Source organism: Xenorhabdus sp. PB30.3, assembly GCF_963895965.1.
In the GTDB taxonomy this organism is placed as follows: Bacteria; Pseudomonadota; Gammaproteobacteria; order Enterobacterales; family Enterobacteriaceae; genus Xenorhabdus; species Xenorhabdus stockiae.
Genome location: NZ_CAWQMW010000144.1, coordinates 59,831 through 81,834 on the forward strand (window position 1 = coordinate 59,831; position 22,004 = coordinate 81,834).

Consider the following 22,004-nt stretch of genomic DNA (forward strand, 5'->3'; position numbering starts at 1 on the left):
TCTTATTAAATTTAAAACAATGGCACAGGAAGAAAGAAAAATTTAGAGGGGATACAGGAATAATTAAACAGAAATAGTAATGTTGGCACAATATTGAATATCATCTAAAAGTATTATCTTAGAAATATAGCCAAAATTAACTGTTAGTTGCAGATAACAGTTTTTCTGATACTGTAAATAAGAAAGAAACAGCGGGATGAGGCATATGTTATCAAATCATTGCACTCCTCGACATGGTGTTTTTAACAGAATAGGTTTACTTTATACGCTCCTTTCAGCCAGCGCCATAACAGGTATTTTACTTAGTACATCTGTAAATCCATCATGGATTTGGCTCCATTACCTAACTAAACCTACAGCTACAGCATTGTTAGTGTTTTGGATTCTGTTAATCCGCACACCTGTCTCAATACGTTACCGAAACGCTATTGCTTTCGGGCTTACATTTGCCGCAGCTGGTGACTTTTTTTTAATGTTACCGCAAGACTATTTTTTGGCTGGCCTATTTTGTTTTCTACTCACTCATTGCGCTTACATTTATGCTCTATGTTGCGACAGTATTTCTATTTCTGATATTAAAAATCACTCTTCTCATTCAAAATTTATAATTATTCGTACGGTTTTCATTATATTGGTGATCTTTATCATATTTATAATAATCGCATTATTAATATTTATCGGCCTGTTGAATAATCTGCCTAACGGTATGAGAGTTCCTGTTGCTATTTATGCTACGATTTTGGCTTTCATGGCTGGAGTGGCGGTTAATAGAGCTATTGTCTATCCCTTTAAAAATCCGATGCCCTCAGCACAAAATGCAGCGAATACAGCAGCGATTGGCGGCATCTTTTTTGCTATCAGTGATAGCCTGCTTGCTTATGGGCGTTTTTACTTTGAAACGCCATTAAGCCCCTTTTTAGTACTCAGCACTTATTATATCGCTCAATGGTGTTTTAGCCGCTCAGTGATAAGGCGAGATCAATGACAAAACTAATCAACACTCAATTTAATGCTCTGCGTCAGGCATGGGAACAAAATCGACCTGATGAGAAACAACGCCGGGATGATTTGATATGCCTCCGCAAAAATTTTAAAGCCAGCCTAAATGAAATGACGGAAGCAATTTCTTGTGATTTCGGCCATCGTTCTAGGCATGAGAGCATAATGGCAGAAGCAGTAATTGTGTTGAATGAAATTGATCTTTGTCTGCGCTCTCTTAAAAAGTGGGCTAAACCTCAAAGATACAAGGCTGGATGGCAATTATGGCCAGCAAAGGCTGAAATACGGCATGTACCACTTGGCGTTGTTGGTATCATGGCACCGTGGAACTATCCAGTGAATTTGACTCTCATACCATTAATAGCCGCGATTGCCGCAGGTAATCATGTTTTTATCAAGCCTTCAGAGCATACACCGCACACTAATGCCTATTTAGAAAAACTGCTCAGCAAAATTTTTCCTGAAAATCGCGTCAGTATTGCACAAGGCGGAGCAGATCTTGCAGCCGATTTTTCTGCCCTTCCCTTTGATCACCTGTTGTTCACGGGTTCTAAGGCGAATGGTAAAAAAGTCATGGCAGCTGCCGCACAAAACCTTACGCCTGTTACGCTTGAGCTTGGCGGAAAATCACCGGCACTGATTGCTCCCGATACTGATCTGAAAAAAGCGGCGGCCCGCATTATAACGGGCAAACTTTTCAATTCAGGACAAACCTGTATAGCTCCAGATTATATTTTATTGCCGGAAAACGTCATTGAGCCGTTTATCGCAGAGATTAAGGAACAAGTATCGAAACGCTATCCCCAACCAAATGACTTTCCAGACTATACTAGCATTATCAATGACAACCAGTATCAACGTCTTATCAAATTACTTGAAGATGCGATCACTCGCGGTCATCAGGCCATTCCACTTATACCTCTCACTGGTCAAGAACAAGCACTGAAGCAGCGTGTTTTCACACCTACGCTAGTTCTGAACCCAGACGATAGCAGCGCCATTATGCAAGAAGAAATTTTTGGTCCCCTGATACCAGTCAAAACCTATCGTTCTTATGATGAAGCAATCCACTATATTGCAAGTCATGAACGCCCATTAGCCTTTTATTGTTTTAGCCGAAATAACAAGTACATTGAAGCGGCTTTATCGCACATCGTCGCAGGTAGTATCTGCATCAATGACACGCTATATCAATTTGCATGTACAGGTTTACCCTTTGGTGGTGTAGGCCCGAGCGGTATGGGGCAATATCATGGTTATGAAGGATTTAAAACCTTTTCCAAGGCCATGCCTATTTTGCGCAAATACAATCCGTCACTGACAGATATGCTACATCCACCCTATGGCAAGTTTATAAATATGGTTATCCGCATTCTCACTCGATAAAAAACTCATTTAGAAACCGCTGTCTTGTCACAGGTTTGGTGCTAAACCCTCTTTTTCATAAAATTCAAATACTGTTCTGCGTTGACGAATGCAGATCAGAGAATATAGTTAATAAATAGAATAGGTTTGTGGTGGAAGATGACGTGCTCTCCACCAATATTATTCAGAGATTTTTTCGTAATGACTCAGGGCGCGTATTGAGTATTCTTCGCTGTAGTTTTTCCTTCCGTGATTTTCCTTCCGTGGTTTGGCGAGGTACGAACAAAGGATCAAGCGTTTTGTTGGCGAGTTCAGCAACGACTTGATTTTCTTTGTGTGGACTGAAGTCAGCGCTCTCTTTCAGAACAAAGATTGGGGTTTTAGTGTGTTGCTTAACGCCCTTTTTCAAGGGCAGTCGAGGTAAATATGCAAATCTCTCGAAGAAAGTTGCTGTTAGGAATTGGTGCTGCTGGTGTCTTGGCTAGCGGAGCCTCAGCTTTAGTTCCAATGGTTCGTCGGGACGGTAAATTTATCGTCACTAAATCCAGAGCATTACCCGTAGATGGCACTAGCGGGGAATTACCGAAAGAAGCTGATGCTGTGATTATTGGGGGCGGAATTCAAGGCGTCCTGACAGCGATCAATCTGGCGGAAAGAGGAATGAGCGTTACTCTGTTTGAAAAAGGGGCTATCGCGGGTGAACAATCCGGCCGTGCTTACAGTCAGGTTATCAGCTACAAAACCTCTCCCGAAATTTTCCCATTGCACCACTACAGCAAAAAGCTATGGCGGGGAATGAATGAAAAGATTGGCGCAGATACCAGTTATAGAACGCAGGGCCGTGTTGAGGTTCCTTCAAGTGAAGAGGACTTAGCTCGTTCTATTGACTGGATTATATCAGCACGAGAAGCAGCTGGTTTCGGCACGCCTTTGAACACACGAATTATTGGAGGCAATGAATTAACTAAACGACTGGCGAATGCAAAAACACCATGGAAAATCGCTGGATTCGAAGAGGATTCAGGGAGTGTCGATCCGGAAACCGGAGTACCAATTCTGGCTCAGTATGCCAAAAAAATCGGGGTGAAAATATTCACTCACTGTGCGGTACGTGGTATCGAAACCGCTGGAGGGAAAGTATCCGGTGTCGTAACTGAAAGAGGTTCCGTTAAGGCACCATCTGTTGTTCTGGCTGGTGGTATTTGGTCACGTCTCTTCATGGGAAATCTCGGTGTTGATATCCCAACACTGAATATTTATTTGTCACAACAACGCGTTTCTGGTGCCCCGGGAGCTCCTCGCGGTAATGTTCACCTGCCAAATGGTGTTCACTTCCGCGAGCAGGCTGATGGAACCTACGCCGTTGCGCCACGTATTTTCACCAGTTCTATTGTGAAAGACAGTTTCCTATTGGGATCTCAATTTTCGCACCTTTTGGGTGGAGGTGGTTTGCCACTGAAATTCAAACTAGGAGAAGATTTGTTTAACTCATTCAATATAGCGACTCAATGGGGTATGGATGAAGTTACACCATTTGAAACACATCGCGTTGCGACGGCAACACAAAACAATGAGCATTTGGATGATGTATTTGAGCGTATGAAAGCTGAATTTCCGGTGTTCAAACACTCTGAAATCGTAGAACGATGGGGAGCTGTTGTCAGTCCAGCGGCTGACAAACTTCCTATTATTTCGGAAGTGGAAAAATACCCTGGACTTGTCATTAATACAGCAACAATTTGGGGAATGTCTGAAGGGCCTGCCTCCTCTGAAGTTACAGCCGATATCCTAACGGGTAAGACGCCGATTATTGATCCGGCTCCGTTCAGTCTTTCACGATTCAATTCATAAGGAAAAAGTATTATGCGTTATAAAAACATGCTGTTATGTCTTCCTTTTATCTGGGGGATCGCACATGCTGAAAGTGTTCGTTACCACAAACTGGAAGGTATGCCGATCTCGGAGTCAGTGGAAGTCAGTAACAGCAAAAATATCATTTTCCTCAGTGGAAAAGTGCCGACTAAAATAAAACCAGATGCACCAGATGGTGTACTTTCCTCGTATGGTGACACGGAGGCGCAGACCGTCAGTGTCCTGAAACAGATCCAGACTCACCTTGGGGAACTTGGTCTGGGAATGAAAGATGTTGTCAAGATGCAGGTATTTTTGGTCGGCGGTAAAGAGACTAACGGAGATATGGATTTTAAAGGATTTATGGCAGGGTACTCTCAATTTTTCAATGAGAAAAACTCCATTAATCTACCGGCTCGCACTACTGTTCAGGTGGCAAAATTAGGTAATCCGGCGTGGCGTGTTGAGATCGAGGTCACAGCGGTTAGGCCTTGAGTGCTAACTACAACCTTCCATAATAGGAAATTATCCAGACCCTTGCAGATCGCTCAGGGTCTGATTCTTCCACAGTATTTTATTATGAAGCGTTGGTTGAATAGAACTATCCAGTCATCCGGATAAACTTATTCTCAGAGCAGGATTATCGGAGCTTATCATTGTTTGTAAGGAGAAAGAGTGAATCTATTTTTAATTCCGGGACTTATGACTGATAAAACATTATGGCAAGAGATGGAACCTGCATTATCTGCGTTGGGTAATATCGTCTATGGTGATATTTCTCTGGGGAAAAATCTTCGAGAAATTGCCCTTCATAATATTGCAATGTCACCAGACCGATTTGTTTTAGTGGGGTTTTCTTTAGGAGGATACGTGGCTCGCTGGATTGCCAGTCTAGTACCAGAAAGGATTGAAGCCTTAGTGCTCATTGCTACTTCAAATTTTCCAGACAGCGATAATCAGAAAGCAATAAAATTCCGCACGGCAGAAATAGTGAAAAATGGGTTCTTTGACGGACTCAGCCTAACTACCTTGGTAAAAACTATTAGCACATGGCTGGAAGAGTCTATTAATACATCGTATTGAAGCGTATAAAATATCTTATGAAAATATTTTTAATTTATGGCTTTAGGTTTCTGTCATATTAATACGACAGAAACCTATCTGAGAAGTAAACCTGAGTGATGATTTTTTCTAACTTCTTTGATTAACGAATTAATATAACATTTTTATTATTCATCTTTTTACAACTTCTTTAGTCAATGCATCAATAAAAATTTTTGATTCGTCACTTTGGAGAAAAACAAAACATGATTTTCTAACTATTGTATGCTTAGGTGCTAATAATTTTTGAGCTTGGACGTACCAAAACGATGAGGTATAGCCATGTTCCAATTTCAATTGAAATGCTTCCTCTAAAGTTACACGAAAAGGCCAATCAAGATTTTTATATACTCCATCTACTATCCAAGAAGTTTGTGGTTCTGCAAATTTTCCCGGTGAAATCTCATGAATCGACGCACCACCCGGGTCATGTGGACCGGAATTATTAAGTCTAAATACCAGACTCATTGATTTCAATTCGCTAATATCATTTATCAGTTTATTGTACACGCCAGGATCATTGGTTCCGCTCATTTTTATTTGCACAAAAGAAGGATCATAACGAGCTAATTTCTCTTTAATTATATTGATCCCTATATTAACGCGTTCATTAAAAGTTAACATATCAATCCTCTTTGTGTTGATTGGAATGTTTTTTGGAAAATTATCATTATTTATTACCGCCTGATAACGCTCAGACATTTATAGCATAAATCTACTATGTCAATTATTATCTTTTTTAACATTCAATATCAGTCGCTGTACCTCATATAATTCCAGGATGATTAAATAAAAGATGCCCGGTCATTGTAAATATTATTGACCGGGCATTATTTTTATTAATGATTGCTTGCTATTTCTGCAACATCACTAGTATTACGCCATTTCTGCTTCATAATTCATTTCCAGTGCCCTGCTTAAGGTTTTAGCCAAAATAACTTTATTCGTGCTGTCTTCCATCAGGCTAAAATGGTCGCCCGGTACAGGTGTCAGCTGGAGTAAAGTGTCAGGTACGACCTGCTCCCAGCCTAACGATGGCTCCATACTTAAAGAAGGTAATAGCGTTTCCGTAACGAAAGGAATTTGCGGGTAAGGCTCCGTTGCGTAGAATTGATGAAGCATTATCTCCAATACTTCTGGTTCATAGGCTTTAATCATTTGCACATAATTTCCCATCTGTTCCCAACGCCTTGCGATCAAGTCAGGGCGGAGGTTCGCCGGATACAGTTCTAACTTCTGTGCTGCGGCAATAAATTGAACTAAGCCCAATTGATCAATTTTCTGATGCAATATCGCTATCTTTTCTTCATGCTCCCCACCCGATTGTTTTGCCAGTTCAGCAAGGAATTGGAGTTTTGGCTGAATGATTTGTTGCTTAAAGCAGTGAGGAGCTGGTGTATCAATCAACCCCAGAAAATCGACAGTCTCACCGGCATTCAAAAGTTGCTGAGCAATGGCATAAGCTAATACACCACCAGAAGAGTAACCATAGATCCGGTATCGTCCTTCCGGTTGAACCGATTTCATAAAGGTAATCATTTTGTCGGCTAACGCTTCAATAGTTGATACCTGCTCTTCATTGACGGAAGGCCAGGGTAATACATAAACCGGATAGTCGGGATGAATATATTGAGATAACCCAAAAACATAAGAGTAGTCATTCATGCCGCTGGGAACAAAAAATAATGGTGGCTCCATTCCGGATGAGCGCACGGGTATCGCACTGCTTTGCGGTTGAGACAGCGGATCTAATGTCATTTTTGATACCAGTTCAGTCAGCACAGGGAATTGAAAGAGGTTATTCAATGTACACATCAAACCACGATCTGCGGCAAGGTTTATCATCCGCATAGCGAGCAACGAGTGCCCTCCCAACGCAAAGAAATTGTCATGCCGGCCTATTTTCTCAACCCCCAGCAATTCACGCCAGATAGCAGCCAAAGTTATCTCACCCTCTCCTCGTGGTTCTTCATAGGTTTGATAAGCAAAGGCATTTTGATCAGGTTCCGGCAAGGAGCGGCGATCCAGCTTACCGTTAGGAGTCAGCGGGAAAACATCCAAACATACAAAGGCGGCGGGTACCATATAATCAGGCAGCAAAGCGCTCAAATATTCACGTAGAGAATTCACCAGCCCGCTATCCTTATCTGCCACAACATAGGCCACCAGTCGTTTATTCTGCCCTTCACCCAGCGCCAATACGATAGCTTCACGCACTGTCGGATATTCTGTTAACCGGGCTTCTATTTCACCCGGTTCAATCCGAAATCCACGGATTTTAATCTGTTGATCGTTGCGGCCAACAAAGACCAGATTACCATCTGGTAAATAACGGGCTAAATCGCCGGTTCGGTACATTCGTGCATCCGGTGCCTGATTAAATGGGTCAACCAGAAAACGCTCAGCCGTCAAATCAGGGCGATTGAGGTAACCACGCGTTACACCGTCACCACCAATGTATATCTCCCCTACTACCCCCAATGGGACTGGCCGTCCATCATTATCCAGCAGATAAATCTGAGTATTCGCTGTCGGACGCCCGATAGGAATAAATCCATTCTGATAGTCTGATGGACAACGCCAGACAGTAGCGCATACTGTGATTTCTGTTGGGCCATAGGCATTGAATACAGTTGCCCGGTCGCGCAATGTCTGGATTAACACAGGGTTTGGCGCTTCACCGCCCAATATTAAGGTTGGCCTGATGTTTATCTCCGGTAAATCAGCACCATCCTGCAACAGCGCTGGTGTCAGACAGGCGTGAGTTATTGATTGTTCTTCCAGATAACGCCAAAAGAGATGCGGATCCTGACGAACTGCATCAGCAGGAATATCCAGAGTGGCACCACCACACAATGCAATCATAATTTCCCAGACACTGGCATCGAAGCCAAATGAAGCAAATTGCAACATCCGGCTATGAGAATGAATGCCAAACTGGCTGATTTTATCCCGAATAAGGTTAACAAATCCTCGATGCTCAACCATAACCCCTTTCGGCATGCCCGTAGAACCGGAAGTGTAAATCACATAAGCCAGATGCCGTGATGTTAACGCTGAAACCCGTGGATTATGATCCGGTTGGTCAGGCCGGATATCATCCGGGTTAACTATCGTTAATTTCGCGATAGTTTCCTCACTCAATACGGCACGGCCGGTATTATCTGCCAATACCACCAGCGGAGCGGCATCATTCAGCATATAAACCAGACGATCACCGGGATAGTCAGGATCCAGTGGTACATATGTTCCCCCCGCTTTCAGTACTGCCAATAGCCCCGTTATCCCTGATGGTGAACGCTTCACGCAAACTGCTACCCGTTGATCAGGTTGTACACCCAACTCAATTAATTGGTGGGCCAGTCGGTTAGCGAGACTATTTAATTCTGTATAGCTAAGTGTCTGTCCTTCATGTACCACGGCAGTGGCGTGCGGTGTATTCTCAACTTGTTGCTCAAACAGTTGATGGATGCACAGCTGGTCAGGATATGCGGCTTCCGTCGCGTTCCATGTTTGCAGCAACAAATTCCGTTCTGACTCTGGCAAAATTTCCAGCATCCGCACAGGTGTTTCTGGTGCCTGTTCCAGTGCGTCGACCAAACTTTCCAGCGCCCGTTGCATGTAACTACACACCCGTTCTGGATCAAATGGCCGAACAATTTGTGCAGTTAATCCCAACGCTTCGCCAAAATCTTCCACTGACAGGGTAAACGGATAGTTAGTTCGCTCCTGCGCCCCAAGGAATTCAACACCGTCCATGATTTCATTCGAAGTCACCGGCAATGCGTTATGGCGGTAGTTCAGCAAAGTACTGAATAATGGGGTTCCGCCCTGCACTCCACTGCAACGCTGTGCCAGTGCCAGCGACGCATGTTCATGTGTCAACAACCCTGCCAGCCAGCGATGTGCCACCTGTACGCTATCCTGTACCGGAGTATTATCCATATCCAGTCGCAGCGGTAATGTATTGATAAACAACCCCATACCATTGTCGGCACCTTCACCGGCAGCCATTCGCCCGAATAACACCGTACCGAATACGACTTTTTCCTGCCCACTGGTACGCGCCAGCACCTGCGCCCAGGCTAAATGACACAAAGCAGCCAGACTGACACCCCGTCGCCGGGCCTGATTGCGCAAACGGCTATTCAATTCTGCGGTCATCATTCGGTGATATTCTGTGATTTGCGAACCATCATGATGAACTTCTGTCAATCCGAATGGTAACGTTGGTTCATTCACCTCAGCCAGCATATCGGTAAAAAAACGAACATGCTGCTCCTGACTGACTCCCAATCGAGCCTGAGCAACCAGATTGCGGAAAGGAGGCGGTACGGGCAGATTGTTTTCTTGTCCGTCAAGATAGGCCTGCACTTCATGACTCATTACATCCAATGCGGTATGGTCGCCAATCAGATGATGCATCAGTTGCAATACAATCCAGCGACCATCCGTTTCTTGCGCTACAACAAAACGTAGTAATGGCGCTTGCCCCAAATCAAGGCGATAGTGACGAGGATCAAAACGTTGAGATAACTGTTCACTGACTGGTCCATTCACGGAATCGAGTGTCAGTTCAGTCACTGATAATCGTGCCTGACGGCAAACCACCTGAGCAGGAACGGATAATCCTTCCCAGATAAAAGCAGTACGTAAGATATCATGCCGATTAATAACTTGTTGAACGGCATTCAGATAACGATCCAGCAGAGTCCGGTTCGCAAAAGCCATCTGACCAGCCAGTAAATACGGGTCGCCTTCATTTGCCAATAGATGGTGGAACAAAATGCCATCCTGTAGCGGCGACAGCGCATAAATATCCTGAATATTGGCAATCCCGCCCGGTATTTGTTCGATGATGTGATCAATCTCAGGCTGAGTGAGACCAATTAACGGTAACATTTCAGGAGTTAGTTCTGCCGTTTCCGGTGTAATAACATTGGCTGGTACACCTTCACCCTGATTTTGCGTCAGGGTTTGTGCAAGTTCAGATAGCACAGGAGACTGAAACAAGTCACGCACCGCCAGCGTTAAGCCCAGACTCCGCAACCGTTCGACCATGCGCACTGCAAGCAATGAATGACCACCCAACGCGAAGAAACTGTCATATCGGCTGATTTGTTCAACGCCCAGTAAGTCATGCCAGATAACGGCGAGTGCGATTTCTGTTTCCCCCTGTGGCTCTGCGTAAACCTGACGCGCAAATGCGTCCTCTCCCGGCACCGGTAACGCCCGGCGATCCAGTTTACCGTTAGGGGTCAACGGGAAAGCATCCAGACGTACAAAGGCCGACGGCACCATATAATCAGGCAATAACGTGCTCAAATGTTCACGCAGAAGACTCACCAGTCCATCATCCGCTTCTGCCACCACATAAGCCACCAGCCGTTTATCCTGTTCATGACCCAATGCCAAAACTAACGCTTCCCGTACTGCGGAATGTTCGGTCAACCGGGCTTCTATTTCCCCCGGTTCAATCCGGAACCCACGGATTTTAATCTGTTGATCGTTGCGACCAACAAAGACCAGATTACCGTCCGGCAGGTAACGAACCAAATCCCCGGTTCGGTACATCCTTGCATTCGGTTTATTACTAAATGGATCTGTCATGAAGTGTTCAGCCGTCAATTCAGGACGATTGAGGTAGCCGCGCGTTACACCGTCACCGCCAATATACAACTCACCCACCGCACCTAAAGGAACTGGCTGGTGGCAGGTATCCAACAGATAAATCCGGGTGTTAGCGGTTGGACGTCCAATAGGCGTCTGCTCACCCTGATAGTCTGGCGGACAGTGCCAGGCAGTAGCGCAAATGGTTATTTCTGTCGGGCCATAAGCATTAAATACAGCTGCCTGACGGCTCAGTGTCCGGATAAGTAACGGGTTGGGTGCTTCACCGCCTAAAATAATAGTCGGTTTTATCTTCAGTGCCGGTAAATCAGCACCGTCCTGCAACAGAGCCGGGGTCAGGCAAGCGTGAGTGACTGCCTGTTCTTCCAGATAATGCCAGAGACGACACGGGTCCTGACGAACAGTATTATCCGGAATAACCAGACTGGCACCGCTTCCCAGTGCCATCATAATTTCCCAGACACTGGCATCGAAACCAAATGAAGCGAATTGCAACATCCGGCTATTGGAGTGAATACCGAACTGGCTGATTTTATCGCGGATAAGGTTGACGATCCCACGATGCTCGACCATTACGCCTTTCGGTTTACCCGTAGAGCCAGAGGTGTAAATCACATATGCCAGATGACTGGAAGTTAATGCAGCGATTTGCGGGTTGTTTTGTAGATTGCTATCCGGCTGTTCGGGTAATGAATTCGGGTCGAGTACAATTAACTGCGCAATCATTTGTGCTGATTGCGCATCTTGTGTCTGGTCCGATAACGCTGAACGTCCGGTATTATCGGCCAATAAGATAGCCGGTTCAGCATCGCACAAAATATGTTTCAGGCGTTCGCCCGGATAAGCCGGATCCAGTGGTACGTAGGCTCCACCCGCTTTTAATACTGCCAATAACCCGACTATCCGCGCCGGTGAACTTGCCATGCAAATCGCTACCCGCTGATCTGGTACAACACCCAGTTCGATAAGCTGGTGGGCCAGCCGGTTAGCCCGAACATTCAATTCTGCATAGCTAACAGATTGATCTTCATACACTAAGGCGGTAGCGTCCGGAGTACTTTTAACTTGTTGCTCAAACAGTTGATGGATACACAGCTGGTCAGGGTATGCGGCTTCCGTCGTGTTCCATGTTTGCAGCAATAAATTCCGTTCTGAATCAGGCAGAATTTCCAACATCTGTACTGGCATTTCCGGTGCTTGCTCAAGAGCTTCAGTCAGGCTCTCCAACGCCTGTTGCATATAATCACACAACCTTTCCGGATCGAATGGCTGTACTACCTGCGCAGTCAGCCCCAAATTAGAACCACCATCTTCTACTGACAACACAAACGGGTAGTTAGTCCGTTCCTGTGCATCAAGAAGTTCAATTCCGCTGGTGGTTTCATCCAGCACGACCGGTTGTGTATTATGCCGATAATTCAGCAGTGCATTAAACAGCGGTGTGCCACTGGCGACTCCGCTACAACGCTGAGCCAGCGCCAGTGAAGCATGTTCATGCGCTAATAATCCCGCTAATCGGGTATGGGCGACTTGTACACTCTCCAGCACAGGAGTTTCATCCATATCCAGTCGTAGCGGTAAGGTATTGATAAACAAACCCATGCCATTGTCGGCACCTTCACCGGCAGCCATGCGCCCGAATAATACCGTGCCAAACACCACTTGTTTCTGACCGCTGGTGCGCGACAACACCTGCGCCCAGGCCAGATGGCACAGTGCAGCCACACTGACGCCCAAACGTCGGGCCTGATGACGCAAACGAAGATTCAGTGCAGACGTTAACATTCTATGTGATTCTGCCACTTTCGAGCCGTCATGGTGTACTTCTGCCCATCCAAACGGCAACGTTGGCTCATCCACTGCCATCAGCATATCGGTAAAGAAACGGGTATGTTCCGGCTGGCGGGTTCCTAACCGGGCTTGTGCCACTAAATGTCGGAATGGTGTTGAAGGCGGCAGGCTATCTCCCCGACCAGCCAGATACGCCTGTACTTCACTGTTCATCACCTCCAGCGTGGTATGGTCGCCAATCAGGTGATGCAGCAGCTGTAACAGGATCCATCGGCCATCGGTATTCTGGGTAATGACAAAGCGCAATAACGGTGCTTTACTCAGGTCAATACGGTGCTGGCGCGGATCAAAGCGTTGAGCCAACTGGTCACTGATCGGCCCGTCAGACGGATCGAGTGTCAGCTCTGTGATGAATAAAGGAACCTGACGGCAAACGACCTGAGCCGGAACGGATAATCCTTCCCAAATAAAAGCGGTACGCAGAATATCATGGCGGTCAACGACCTGTTGCACGGCACTCAGATATCGGTCCAGCAAAGACCGATCCGCAAAAGCCTGTTGGGTTATCAGGAGGTAAGGATCTCCTTCTTTTGCCAACAAATGGTGGAATAAAATGCCATCCTGTAACGGTGACAAAGCATAGATATCCTGAATATTGCTAATTCCACCCGGAACTTGTTCAGCTATACGGTCAATCTCGGACTGAGTCAGATCAATCAGCGGCAACATTTCCGGCGTCAGCGTCATAGTATCCGGTGTAATACTGTTTTCAGGTATTGTGATTTCACAATGTTGCGCCAGAGACTGAGCCAGAATGCAGAGTGTCGGCGATTCGAATAGTGTTTGAATCGATAAACCCAGCCCCCTATTTCGCAAACGTTCAATCATCCGTACAGCAAGCAAGGAGTGACCACCCAACGCAAAGAAACTGTCATGCCGGCTTATCTGTTCAACCTCCAGCAATTCGCTCCAGATAGTGGCAAGCGCGCATTCAGCTTCACCTTGCGGGGCTTCATAAACCTGACGGGCAAAAGCATGCTGATCAGGGGCTGGTAACGCCTGTCGATCCAGTTTACCGTTAGGGGTCAGCGGGAAGGCATCCAGACGCACAAAAGCGGCCGGCACCATATAATCAGGTAAAATAGCACTCAGATATTCACGCAGGCTGGTGGCCAGTTCGTTATCCGTTCTGTTTGCCACTATATAGGCAACCAGACGCTTATCCTGACCATCCCCCAGAGCCAGTACCAGCGCTTCACTGACTGCCGGATGTTCGGTTAAATGCGCCTCGATTTCTCCCGGCTCAATCCGGAATCCGCGAATTTTCACCTGTTGGTCATTGCGGCCAACAAAGACCAGATTGCCATCCGGTAGATAACGGACTAAATCCCCTGAGCGATACATACGAGCATCAGCATCATCGCTAAACGGATCCGGTAAGAAACGTTCGGCGGTCAAATCAGGGCGATTGAGATAACCACGGGCCACACCTACGCCGCTGATATATAACTCACCTACCGCACCCTGCGGTACTGGCTGACCATATTTGTCCAACAAATAAATGCGTTTGTTAACGGTTGGTTTGCCGATAGGAATTAATCTTCCCGCAAAATCTGACGGGCAGTTCCAGATGGTGGCACCGACGGTGATTTCTGTCGGGCCATACGCATTGAACAAATTAGCCCGACCGCATAATGCCTTAAATAAGGCCGAAGCCGGTGTTTCTCCTGCGAAGATTAATGTGGGTTTTATGGCTATTTCCGGCAAACCAGCACCATCATGAAACATAGCCGGAGTCAGACACGCGTGTGTTACCGATTGCTCTTCCAGATAATGCCAGAGGCGATGTGCATCCTGCCGGATAGTTTCTGTCGGAATAACCAGCATAGCCCCACTGCTCAGCGCCATCATGATTTCCCAGACACTGGCATCAAAACCAAATGAAGCAAACTGCAATACCCGACTGATTGCACTGATATTCAGCCGGGCACTTTGTTCCAGCGTCAGGTTAACCACCCCCTGATGCTCAATCATCACCCCTTTCGGCTTACCCGTAGAGCCAGAAGTGTAGATCACATACGCCAGATGCTTAGAGGTCAGTTCAGGGACACTCGGATTACTGTCAGGCTGATTTGGCTGAGCATTTGGATCGAGTACAGTCAGTGTTTTCAGGGTTTCTTCACCCAGAGCCGACCGACCTGTATTATCCGCCAGCAAAATAGTGGGGGCAGCATCAGTGAGCAGATAAGCCAAACGCTCGCCCGGGTAAGCGGGATCTAGTGGCACATAAGCCCCACCCGCTTTCAACACCGCCAACAAGCTCACTATTCTCTCGGGTGAACGTGTTACACAAATCGCGACAGGCTGATCTGGAATTACACCTAATGCAATTAATTGATGCGCTAATCGGTTAGATCGGGCATTCAGTTCAGCGTAACTCACTGTCTGGTTTTCATACCTTACCGCGATGGCATCCGGAGTTTTTTCGACTTGCTGTTCAAACAATTGATGAATGCACAACTGTTCAGGATATGGCGCTACAGGCGCATTCCAGGTTTCCAGCAATAGTGTCCGTTCAACAGGTGATAAAATATCTACGGTAGTGATGGATTGTTGAGGACGGCTTACCATCGCCCGTAATAAGGTCTGTAAATAGCCGACCTGCCTTTCAATTGTTTCAGGGTCAAATAAAGCAGAAGAATAATTCAGTTCCCCAACAACTTCTCCCGCCTTTTCCGTCAGCTCCAGTTGTAGATCGAATTTAGCGATATCGTATCCCTGTACAACGGGAGTCACCACTAAGCCCGGCAGTTTCCACTCTTGCGTGTCATTCTCCTGCCAGGCAAACATGACCTGAAATAGCGGGGTATGTTCTGGTCTGCGTGGCGGTTGTACAATCTCAACCACTTGCTCAAAAGGCAGATCCTGATGCTCCTGTGCGCTCAGTGTCGTCTGCCGCACACGCTGAAGCAGCGTCTCCATATCTAATGTGCCGAATGAATCCGTACCGGATAAATCAATACGCAATGCCAGCGTATTAACAAAAAAACCGATCAGTGGCTCGATATCCCGCCGATTGCGGTTGGCACTCGGTATACCAATCACCAGATCATCCTGTCCGGATAGACGCGACAATAATGCAGCCCAGGCAGTCAGCAATATCATGAATAGAGTGCTGTCATGTTGCTGTCCCAGCTGTTTCAGTTCCTGTACCAGCGTAGCATCAATCTGTACCGGTATCCGATCGCCACTAAATGACTGTCGGGAAGGACGGGGGCGATCTGTTGGTAATTCCAGTAATACTGGCGCATCAGCCAGCGTACGGCGCCAATAATCACTGTGCGTCCGCATTTTTTCATCGGAGAATACCTTACGCTGCCAGGCGGCATAATCAGGATATTGAATTACCAAAGGAGGTAATGGCTCAGGCTGTTCATTCAGGCAAGCTGAATAAAGGGCACTCAGCTCTGATTTTAATATCTCTAACGACCAGCCATCAGACACAATGTGATGCTGAGTCAGTAAGAAGACATAATCCTCATCGGCCCGCTGTATGAGTGCACAACGGATTAAAGGGCCACGGGCAAGATCAAACGGTGTTTCTGCTTCCTGTGCACACAAAATATTAAGTTGCTTATCGACATCAGGCCGATTACGCAGGTCGTATTGTTTGACCGGCAGAGTCAACTCTGCTGGCAACAGCTCAACCTGAGGCTGACCGTTAACCATAACGAAGACGGAACGTAGTGCTTCATGACGGGCAAACAGATGATCCAGCGCCTGTTGCCATGCGGTTATATTAAGCTGACCCCGCAAGTACAGTGCCAGTGGAATATGATAGGTATCACTGACACCATCAAACTGCGCCAGAAACCATAAACGCTGCTGAGCAAATGACAACGGTAAAGGGCTACTATTATTACGGTCACGGGATACGGGGATAATGTCAGATAAGTTATCTTTTTTCTCATTACGCTGCGTACTGATTTTCTCCGCAAAAGCTATCAGTGACGGTGATGTAAATAAGGCAGCCAGCGGCAGTTCAACCCCGAAAGCAGCGAGGCGATTCATCACCCGCACTGCCAAAAGTGAATGACCACCCAACGCAAAAAAGTTGTCATATCGGCTGATCTGCTCAATACCTAATAATTCACTCCAGATAGCCGCTAGTGTAGTTTCTGTTTCCCCTTGTGGTGCTGCGTAAATCTGACGGGCAAATGCGCTCTGCTCCGGTACTGGCAACGCCCGGCGATCCAGTTTACCGTTAGGAGTCAATGGGAAGGCATCCAGACGTACAAACGCTGCCGGCACCATATAATCAGGCAGAATAGCACTCAGATATTCACGCAGGCGGGTAGCTAATCCGTTATCTTTTTCTGCCTCAATGTCTTCTATTACAACATAAGCGATCAGGCGTTTTTCCTGCCCGTCACCCTGCGCCAGTACCCACGCTTCGCGCACAGCCGGATATTCAGTTAGCCGGGCTTCAATCTCACCCGGCTCAATCCGAAAACCACGGATTTTAACCTGTTGATCATTGCGGCCAACGAACACCAGATTGCCATCGGGTAAATAACGGGCTAAATCGCCAGTACGGTACATTCGCGCATCAACAACGTGAGTAAACGGATCTGCCAGAAAACGTTGGTCAGTCAGATCAGGGCGATTGAGATAACCACGCGTTACACCGTCACCGCCAATATAAAGCTCCCCCACTGCGCCTAAAGGCGCCGGTTGACCACCATCATCCAGCAGATAAAAACGGGTATTCGCGGTCGGGCGCCCAATAGGGGCTAGTGTATCGGTGTAATTTAACGGACAACGCCAGTGGCTGGCACATACGGTAATTTCTGTCGGGCCATAGGCATTAAATACAGTTGCCTGACGGCTCAATGTCTGGAGGAGTGTTGGGCTGGGTGCTTCACCACCTAATATTACGGTCGGCTTTATCGTTAGCGCAGGTAAATCTGCGCCGTCCCGTAATAGCGCCGGGGTCAGAAAAGCGTGCGTTACCGATTGTTCTTCCAGAAAATGCCAGAGGCGCTGAGGATCCTGACGAACCCTATCCGCCGGAATAACCAGATTAGCGCCACTATTCAACGCCATCATGGTTTCCCAGACACTGGCATCAAACCCAAACGAAGCGAACTGCAACACCCGGCTACCGGAATGCATACCGAACTGGCTGATTTTATCCTGAATAAGATTGACCAACCCACGATGTTCAACCATCACCCCTTTGGGCACACCTGTTGAACCGGAGGTGTAAATCACACAGGCCAGATGGTGTGAGGTTAGTGCCAATATCTGCGGATTGTTGTCCGGTTGATCGGGTAAGGCATCGGGTAAGATACTTGGTTCAAGCAAAGTCAGCCCGATAAACGCTTCCTCACCTAACGCAATGCGTCCGGTTGCATCAGCTAATATGATTGACGGAGCCGCATCATTCAGGATATGTGTCAAACGTTCACCCGAATAGGCGGGATCGAGTGGGACATAAGCGCCACCTGCTTTCAGTACCGCCAGCAAACTCACCACTCGCGTCAGAGAACTAGCCATGCAGATTGCCACCCGTTGTTCCGGTGTCATCCCCAATGCAATCAGTTGATGCGCTAATCGATTGGCGTGAGCGTTCAATTCAGCATAGCTAAGGGTCTGCCCTTCATACACCAACGCTGTGGCATCTGGTGTTTTTTCTACCTGTTGTTCAAATAACTGGTGAATACATAACTGCGCAGGATAGGCTGTTTCAGTCGTGTTCCAGTCTTCCAGCAATAACGTACGTTCCGGTTCAGGCAAAATATTCAGTGCCCGTACCGGTGTTTCCGGTGCCCGTTCCAGCGCTTCTGCCAGACTTTCCAGCGCCTGTTGCATATAGCCACATATCCGATCCGGCTCAAACGGCTGTACTACCTGCGCAGTCAGCCCCAGAGTAGAGCCGCCATCTTCCACTGACAGTACAAGTGGATAGTTAGTCCGCTCCTGTTCCCCTAAAAATTCAATCCCCGGTAAGACCTCATGCGGAATAATCGGTTGATCATTATGCCGATAGTTCAACAATGCACTAAACAGCGGCGTACCGCCTGCAACACCACTACAACGCTGAGCGTGCGCCAGTGAGGCATGTTCATAATCCAGTAACCTAGCCAGCCGGGACTGTGCCAGCCGTATGCTGTTGTGTACCGAGGTATCATCGATATCCAGCCGCAGCGGCAAGGTGTTAATAAACAACCCCATGCCATTGTCAGCCCCTTCCCCCGCCGCCATGCGTCCGAACAGTACAGTACCAAACACCACTTTGCCCTGCCCGCTGGTACGCGCCAGTACCTGTGCCCAAGCCAGATGACACAAGGTTGCCACACTAACACCCAGACGTTTCGCCTGCTGACGGAGACGATTATTTAATTCCGGCGCTAACATCCGGTGCGATTGTGTTACCTGCGAACCATCACGATGTATTTCGGTTAAGCCAAACGGCAGCGTTGGCTCATCGACATCAGCCAGCATGTCGGTAAAGAAACGGGTATGTTCTGCCTGATTGCTGCTCAGTCTGGCCTGTGCTACCAGATTGCGGAATGGTACCGGTACCGGCAGATGATCATCCTGCCCGGCCAGACAAGCCTGCACTTCGCGGTGCATCACTTCCATTGTCGTATGGTCGCCAATCAGGTGATGCTGTAATTGCAATACATGCCAGCGACCATCGTTCTCTTGTGATACGACAAAGCGCAACAATGGAGCCTGATTCAGTTCAAAACGATATCGACGTGGATCAAAACGATGAGACAATTGCTCATTGACTGGCCCGTCAGCCGGGGACAAGGTCAGTTCAGTGACCGATAAAGACGCCTGACGCCAGACTACCTGTGCTGGTGTAGATAATCCCTGCCAGACAAAAGCGGTTCGCAGGATATCGTGGCGGTCAACCACCTTTTGCACTGCCGCCAGATAGCGTTCAAGCAACGCACGGTCAGCAAAAACCATCGGATAAGCCAGCAAATAAGGGTCACCTTCCTTTGCCAGCAAATGATGGAACAGAATACCGTCCTGTAATGGTGACAGAGCATAAATATCCTGAATATTAGCGATCCCGCCCGGCACCTGCTCAACAATAAGGTCAATCTCAGACTGGTTCAGATCAATCAGTGGCAACATTGCCGGAGTGAGCATCGTGGTCGTCGGAGTAATCGCATTCGGTGGTATCACTACCGCCTGATGTTTTTCCAAAGTTTGAGCCAATTCTGACAGCACCGGACACTGGAATAGATTACTGGCAGCCAGAGTTAATCCCAGACTGTGCAGGCGTTCAATCATCCGTACGCCAAGCAATGAATGACCGCCAAGAGCAAAGAAACTGTCATGCCGGCTAATTCGCTGTATACCCAGTAATTCACGCCAAAGGGTTGCCAGCACAATTTCCATTTCTCCCAGAGGAGCTTCATAGATCTGACGGGCGAAATCATCTTCTCCCGGAGCCGGTAATGCCCGGCGATCCAATTTACCATTCGGCGTCAGCGGGAATTCATCCAGACGCACAAAGGCCACCGGTACCATATAATCCGGCAACCGCATACTCAGATGTTCACGCAGGCGTGTAGCTAATCCGTGATCCTCGTGAGTCAACACATAAGCAATAAGTTGTTTGTCCTGCCCCTCTCCTGAAGCCAGCACGACGGCTTCACGTATCGCCGGATATTCCACCAGACGGGTTTCAATTTCCCCCGGTTCAATGCGGAAACCACGGATTTTAACCTGTTGGTCATTACGCCCCAGAAACTCCAGATTGCCATCCGGTAGATAACGAGCCAGATCTCCGGTTCGGTACATGCGAGCATTTGCTTTCTCACTAAACGGATCGATGAGAAAGCGCTCAGCATTCAATTCCGGGCGATTGAGATAACCACAGGCTACGCCATCACCTCCGATATAAATTTCACCCGTCATTCCCGGTGCTGTCGGCTGCCCATCAGAGTCCAGCAAATAAACACGGGTATTGGCAATGGGCCGACCAATAGGAATAGAAGTTATTCCCGATGTTAACTCGTGAATATGGTAGGTTGTCGTAAACGTGGTTCCCTCACTCGGGCCGTAAGCATTCAATAATTTTTGTGGCGGGTTTTTACGCAGCACCTGAGCAATAATATGCGGATCGAGGACATCTCCCCCAACCAGCAATAGCTTAAGCTGAGGCAGCACCGGAGATAACTCGTCAGCCAGACGGTTAAACAACCCGACGCTCATCCATAGAATGGTAATACTGTGAGTCTGTAAAGCCTGAACAAAATCCGGTGGCGTCAGTAACGTAGTATGATCGATAACCACCAGCGCAGCTCCGTTGAGCAGTGGTGCCCAGACTTCAAAAGTACTGGCATCGAAAGCCGGGTTAGCGGCAAAAGCAATGCGATCATCAGATTTAATATCAGCATAACCATTATTAATAACCAGCCGGACAACAGCCCGGTGTGGCACAATGACGCCTTTCGGTAGCCCTGTCGAACCAGAGGTATACATGATATACGCTGGCCCGGTACTGGTCTCCCGTAAATCAGGATTGCGATATTCTTCTTTTCCAATAGGTTCTGTTGCGAGGGTAAGACTGAGCCGGGGAACAACTAATTCAGCCGGGGTCGCCATCTGCATATTAGTCAGCAGTAATTTGGCGGAACAATCGTTTATCAGCCAGTTTTTCCGTTCATCCGGCACATTCGGGTCAATAGGAACATAAACGGCACCAGACTTGAGAATAGCTAACTGAGCCACCACCAATTCAATTGAACGCTCCAACAGAATCGCGACATGATCACCCGGACAAATACCCTGTTCAATCAGTTGATTCGCTAACCTGTTAGCCTGTGTATTCAGCTCCGCATAATTCAGTATTTGATTGCCGGCAATTAATGCTATGGCAGTTGGCGTTCTCTCAGCCTGCTGTTCAAATAACTGATGAATACATAGATGGTCAGGATACGGGGTTTCCGTGGAGTTGCAGATTTCCGGCAACAGAGAATATTCAGTCTCAGATAAGCCATTAAACTTTTCTGTAAATATGTCATCACTCATTTTTTCTGACGACATATCCACTACCCCAGCGTCAAGAATATTATTCTTGCTGGTAATACTGTCTTTCATTTTTTTACTACCTCAACGAATCTATTGGATATTTGAAAACTGTTATATCTGCTGTTTTTAAATTGCTTATTTACGCTCAGTAACTATCACAATTGTTTTCTTTTATTTTTTGAGAAAATAAAAACGGGCACGCCGAG

Annotated in this window: 7 protein-coding genes; 5 read left to right on the top strand and 2 right to left on the bottom strand. The window is 47.1% G+C overall.

The window, feature by feature from the left end; translation table 11 throughout:
• Positions 1-205: 205 nt before the first annotated feature.
• The 5 genes from AACX38_RS13800 to AACX38_RS13820 all read left to right on the top strand — a co-directional run bounded on the left by AACX38_RS13800 (position 206) and on the right by AACX38_RS13820 (position 5,298).
• Positions 206-985 (top strand): lysoplasmalogenase, encoded by a 780-nt coding sequence (locus tag AACX38_RS13800; protein ID WP_228863039.1) that lies wholly within the window; start codon positions 206-208, stop codon positions 983-985.
• Entirely contained in the window at positions 982-2,385 is a 1,404-nt protein-coding gene (locus AACX38_RS13805; protein WP_228863040.1) for a coniferyl aldehyde dehydrogenase, read from the top strand. The genes AACX38_RS13800 and AACX38_RS13805 overlap by 4 nt, the downstream gene beginning before the upstream one ends.
• A 405-nt stretch (positions 2,386-2,790) precedes the next feature.
• Complete coding sequence (locus AACX38_RS13810; protein ID WP_228863041.1) at positions 2,791-4,215, top strand: NAD(P)/FAD-dependent oxidoreductase; 1,425 nt, start codon at positions 2,791-2,793, stop codon at positions 4,213-4,215.
• Between the two features lie 12 nt (positions 4,216-4,227).
• A complete protein-coding gene (locus AACX38_RS13815) occupies positions 4,228-4,710 on the top strand; it encodes a RidA family protein (protein WP_228863042.1) in 483 nt (160 codons plus the stop codon).
• Positions 4,711-4,890: 180 nt separating this feature from the next.
• Positions 4,891-5,298: an alpha/beta fold hydrolase gene (locus AACX38_RS13820; RefSeq protein WP_228863043.1), complete on the top strand. Its 408-nt coding sequence runs from the start codon at positions 4,891-4,893 to the stop codon at positions 5,296-5,298.
• Between the two features lie 150 nt (positions 5,299-5,448).
• Here AACX38_RS13820 and AACX38_RS13825 read toward each other — a convergent pair whose 3' ends face one another.
• Complete coding sequence (locus AACX38_RS13825) at positions 5,449-6,018, bottom strand: hypothetical protein (RefSeq protein WP_228863044.1); 570 nt, start codon at positions 6,016-6,018, stop codon at positions 5,449-5,451.
• A 174-nt stretch (positions 6,019-6,192) separates the two neighbouring features.
• The gene (locus tag AACX38_RS13830) at positions 6,193-21,867 is read right to left on the bottom strand and encodes a non-ribosomal peptide synthetase (protein ID WP_228863045.1); all 15,675 of its coding nucleotides are present in this window, start codon (positions 21,865-21,867) and stop codon (positions 6,193-6,195) included.
• Positions 21,868-22,004 lie beyond the last annotated feature (137 nt).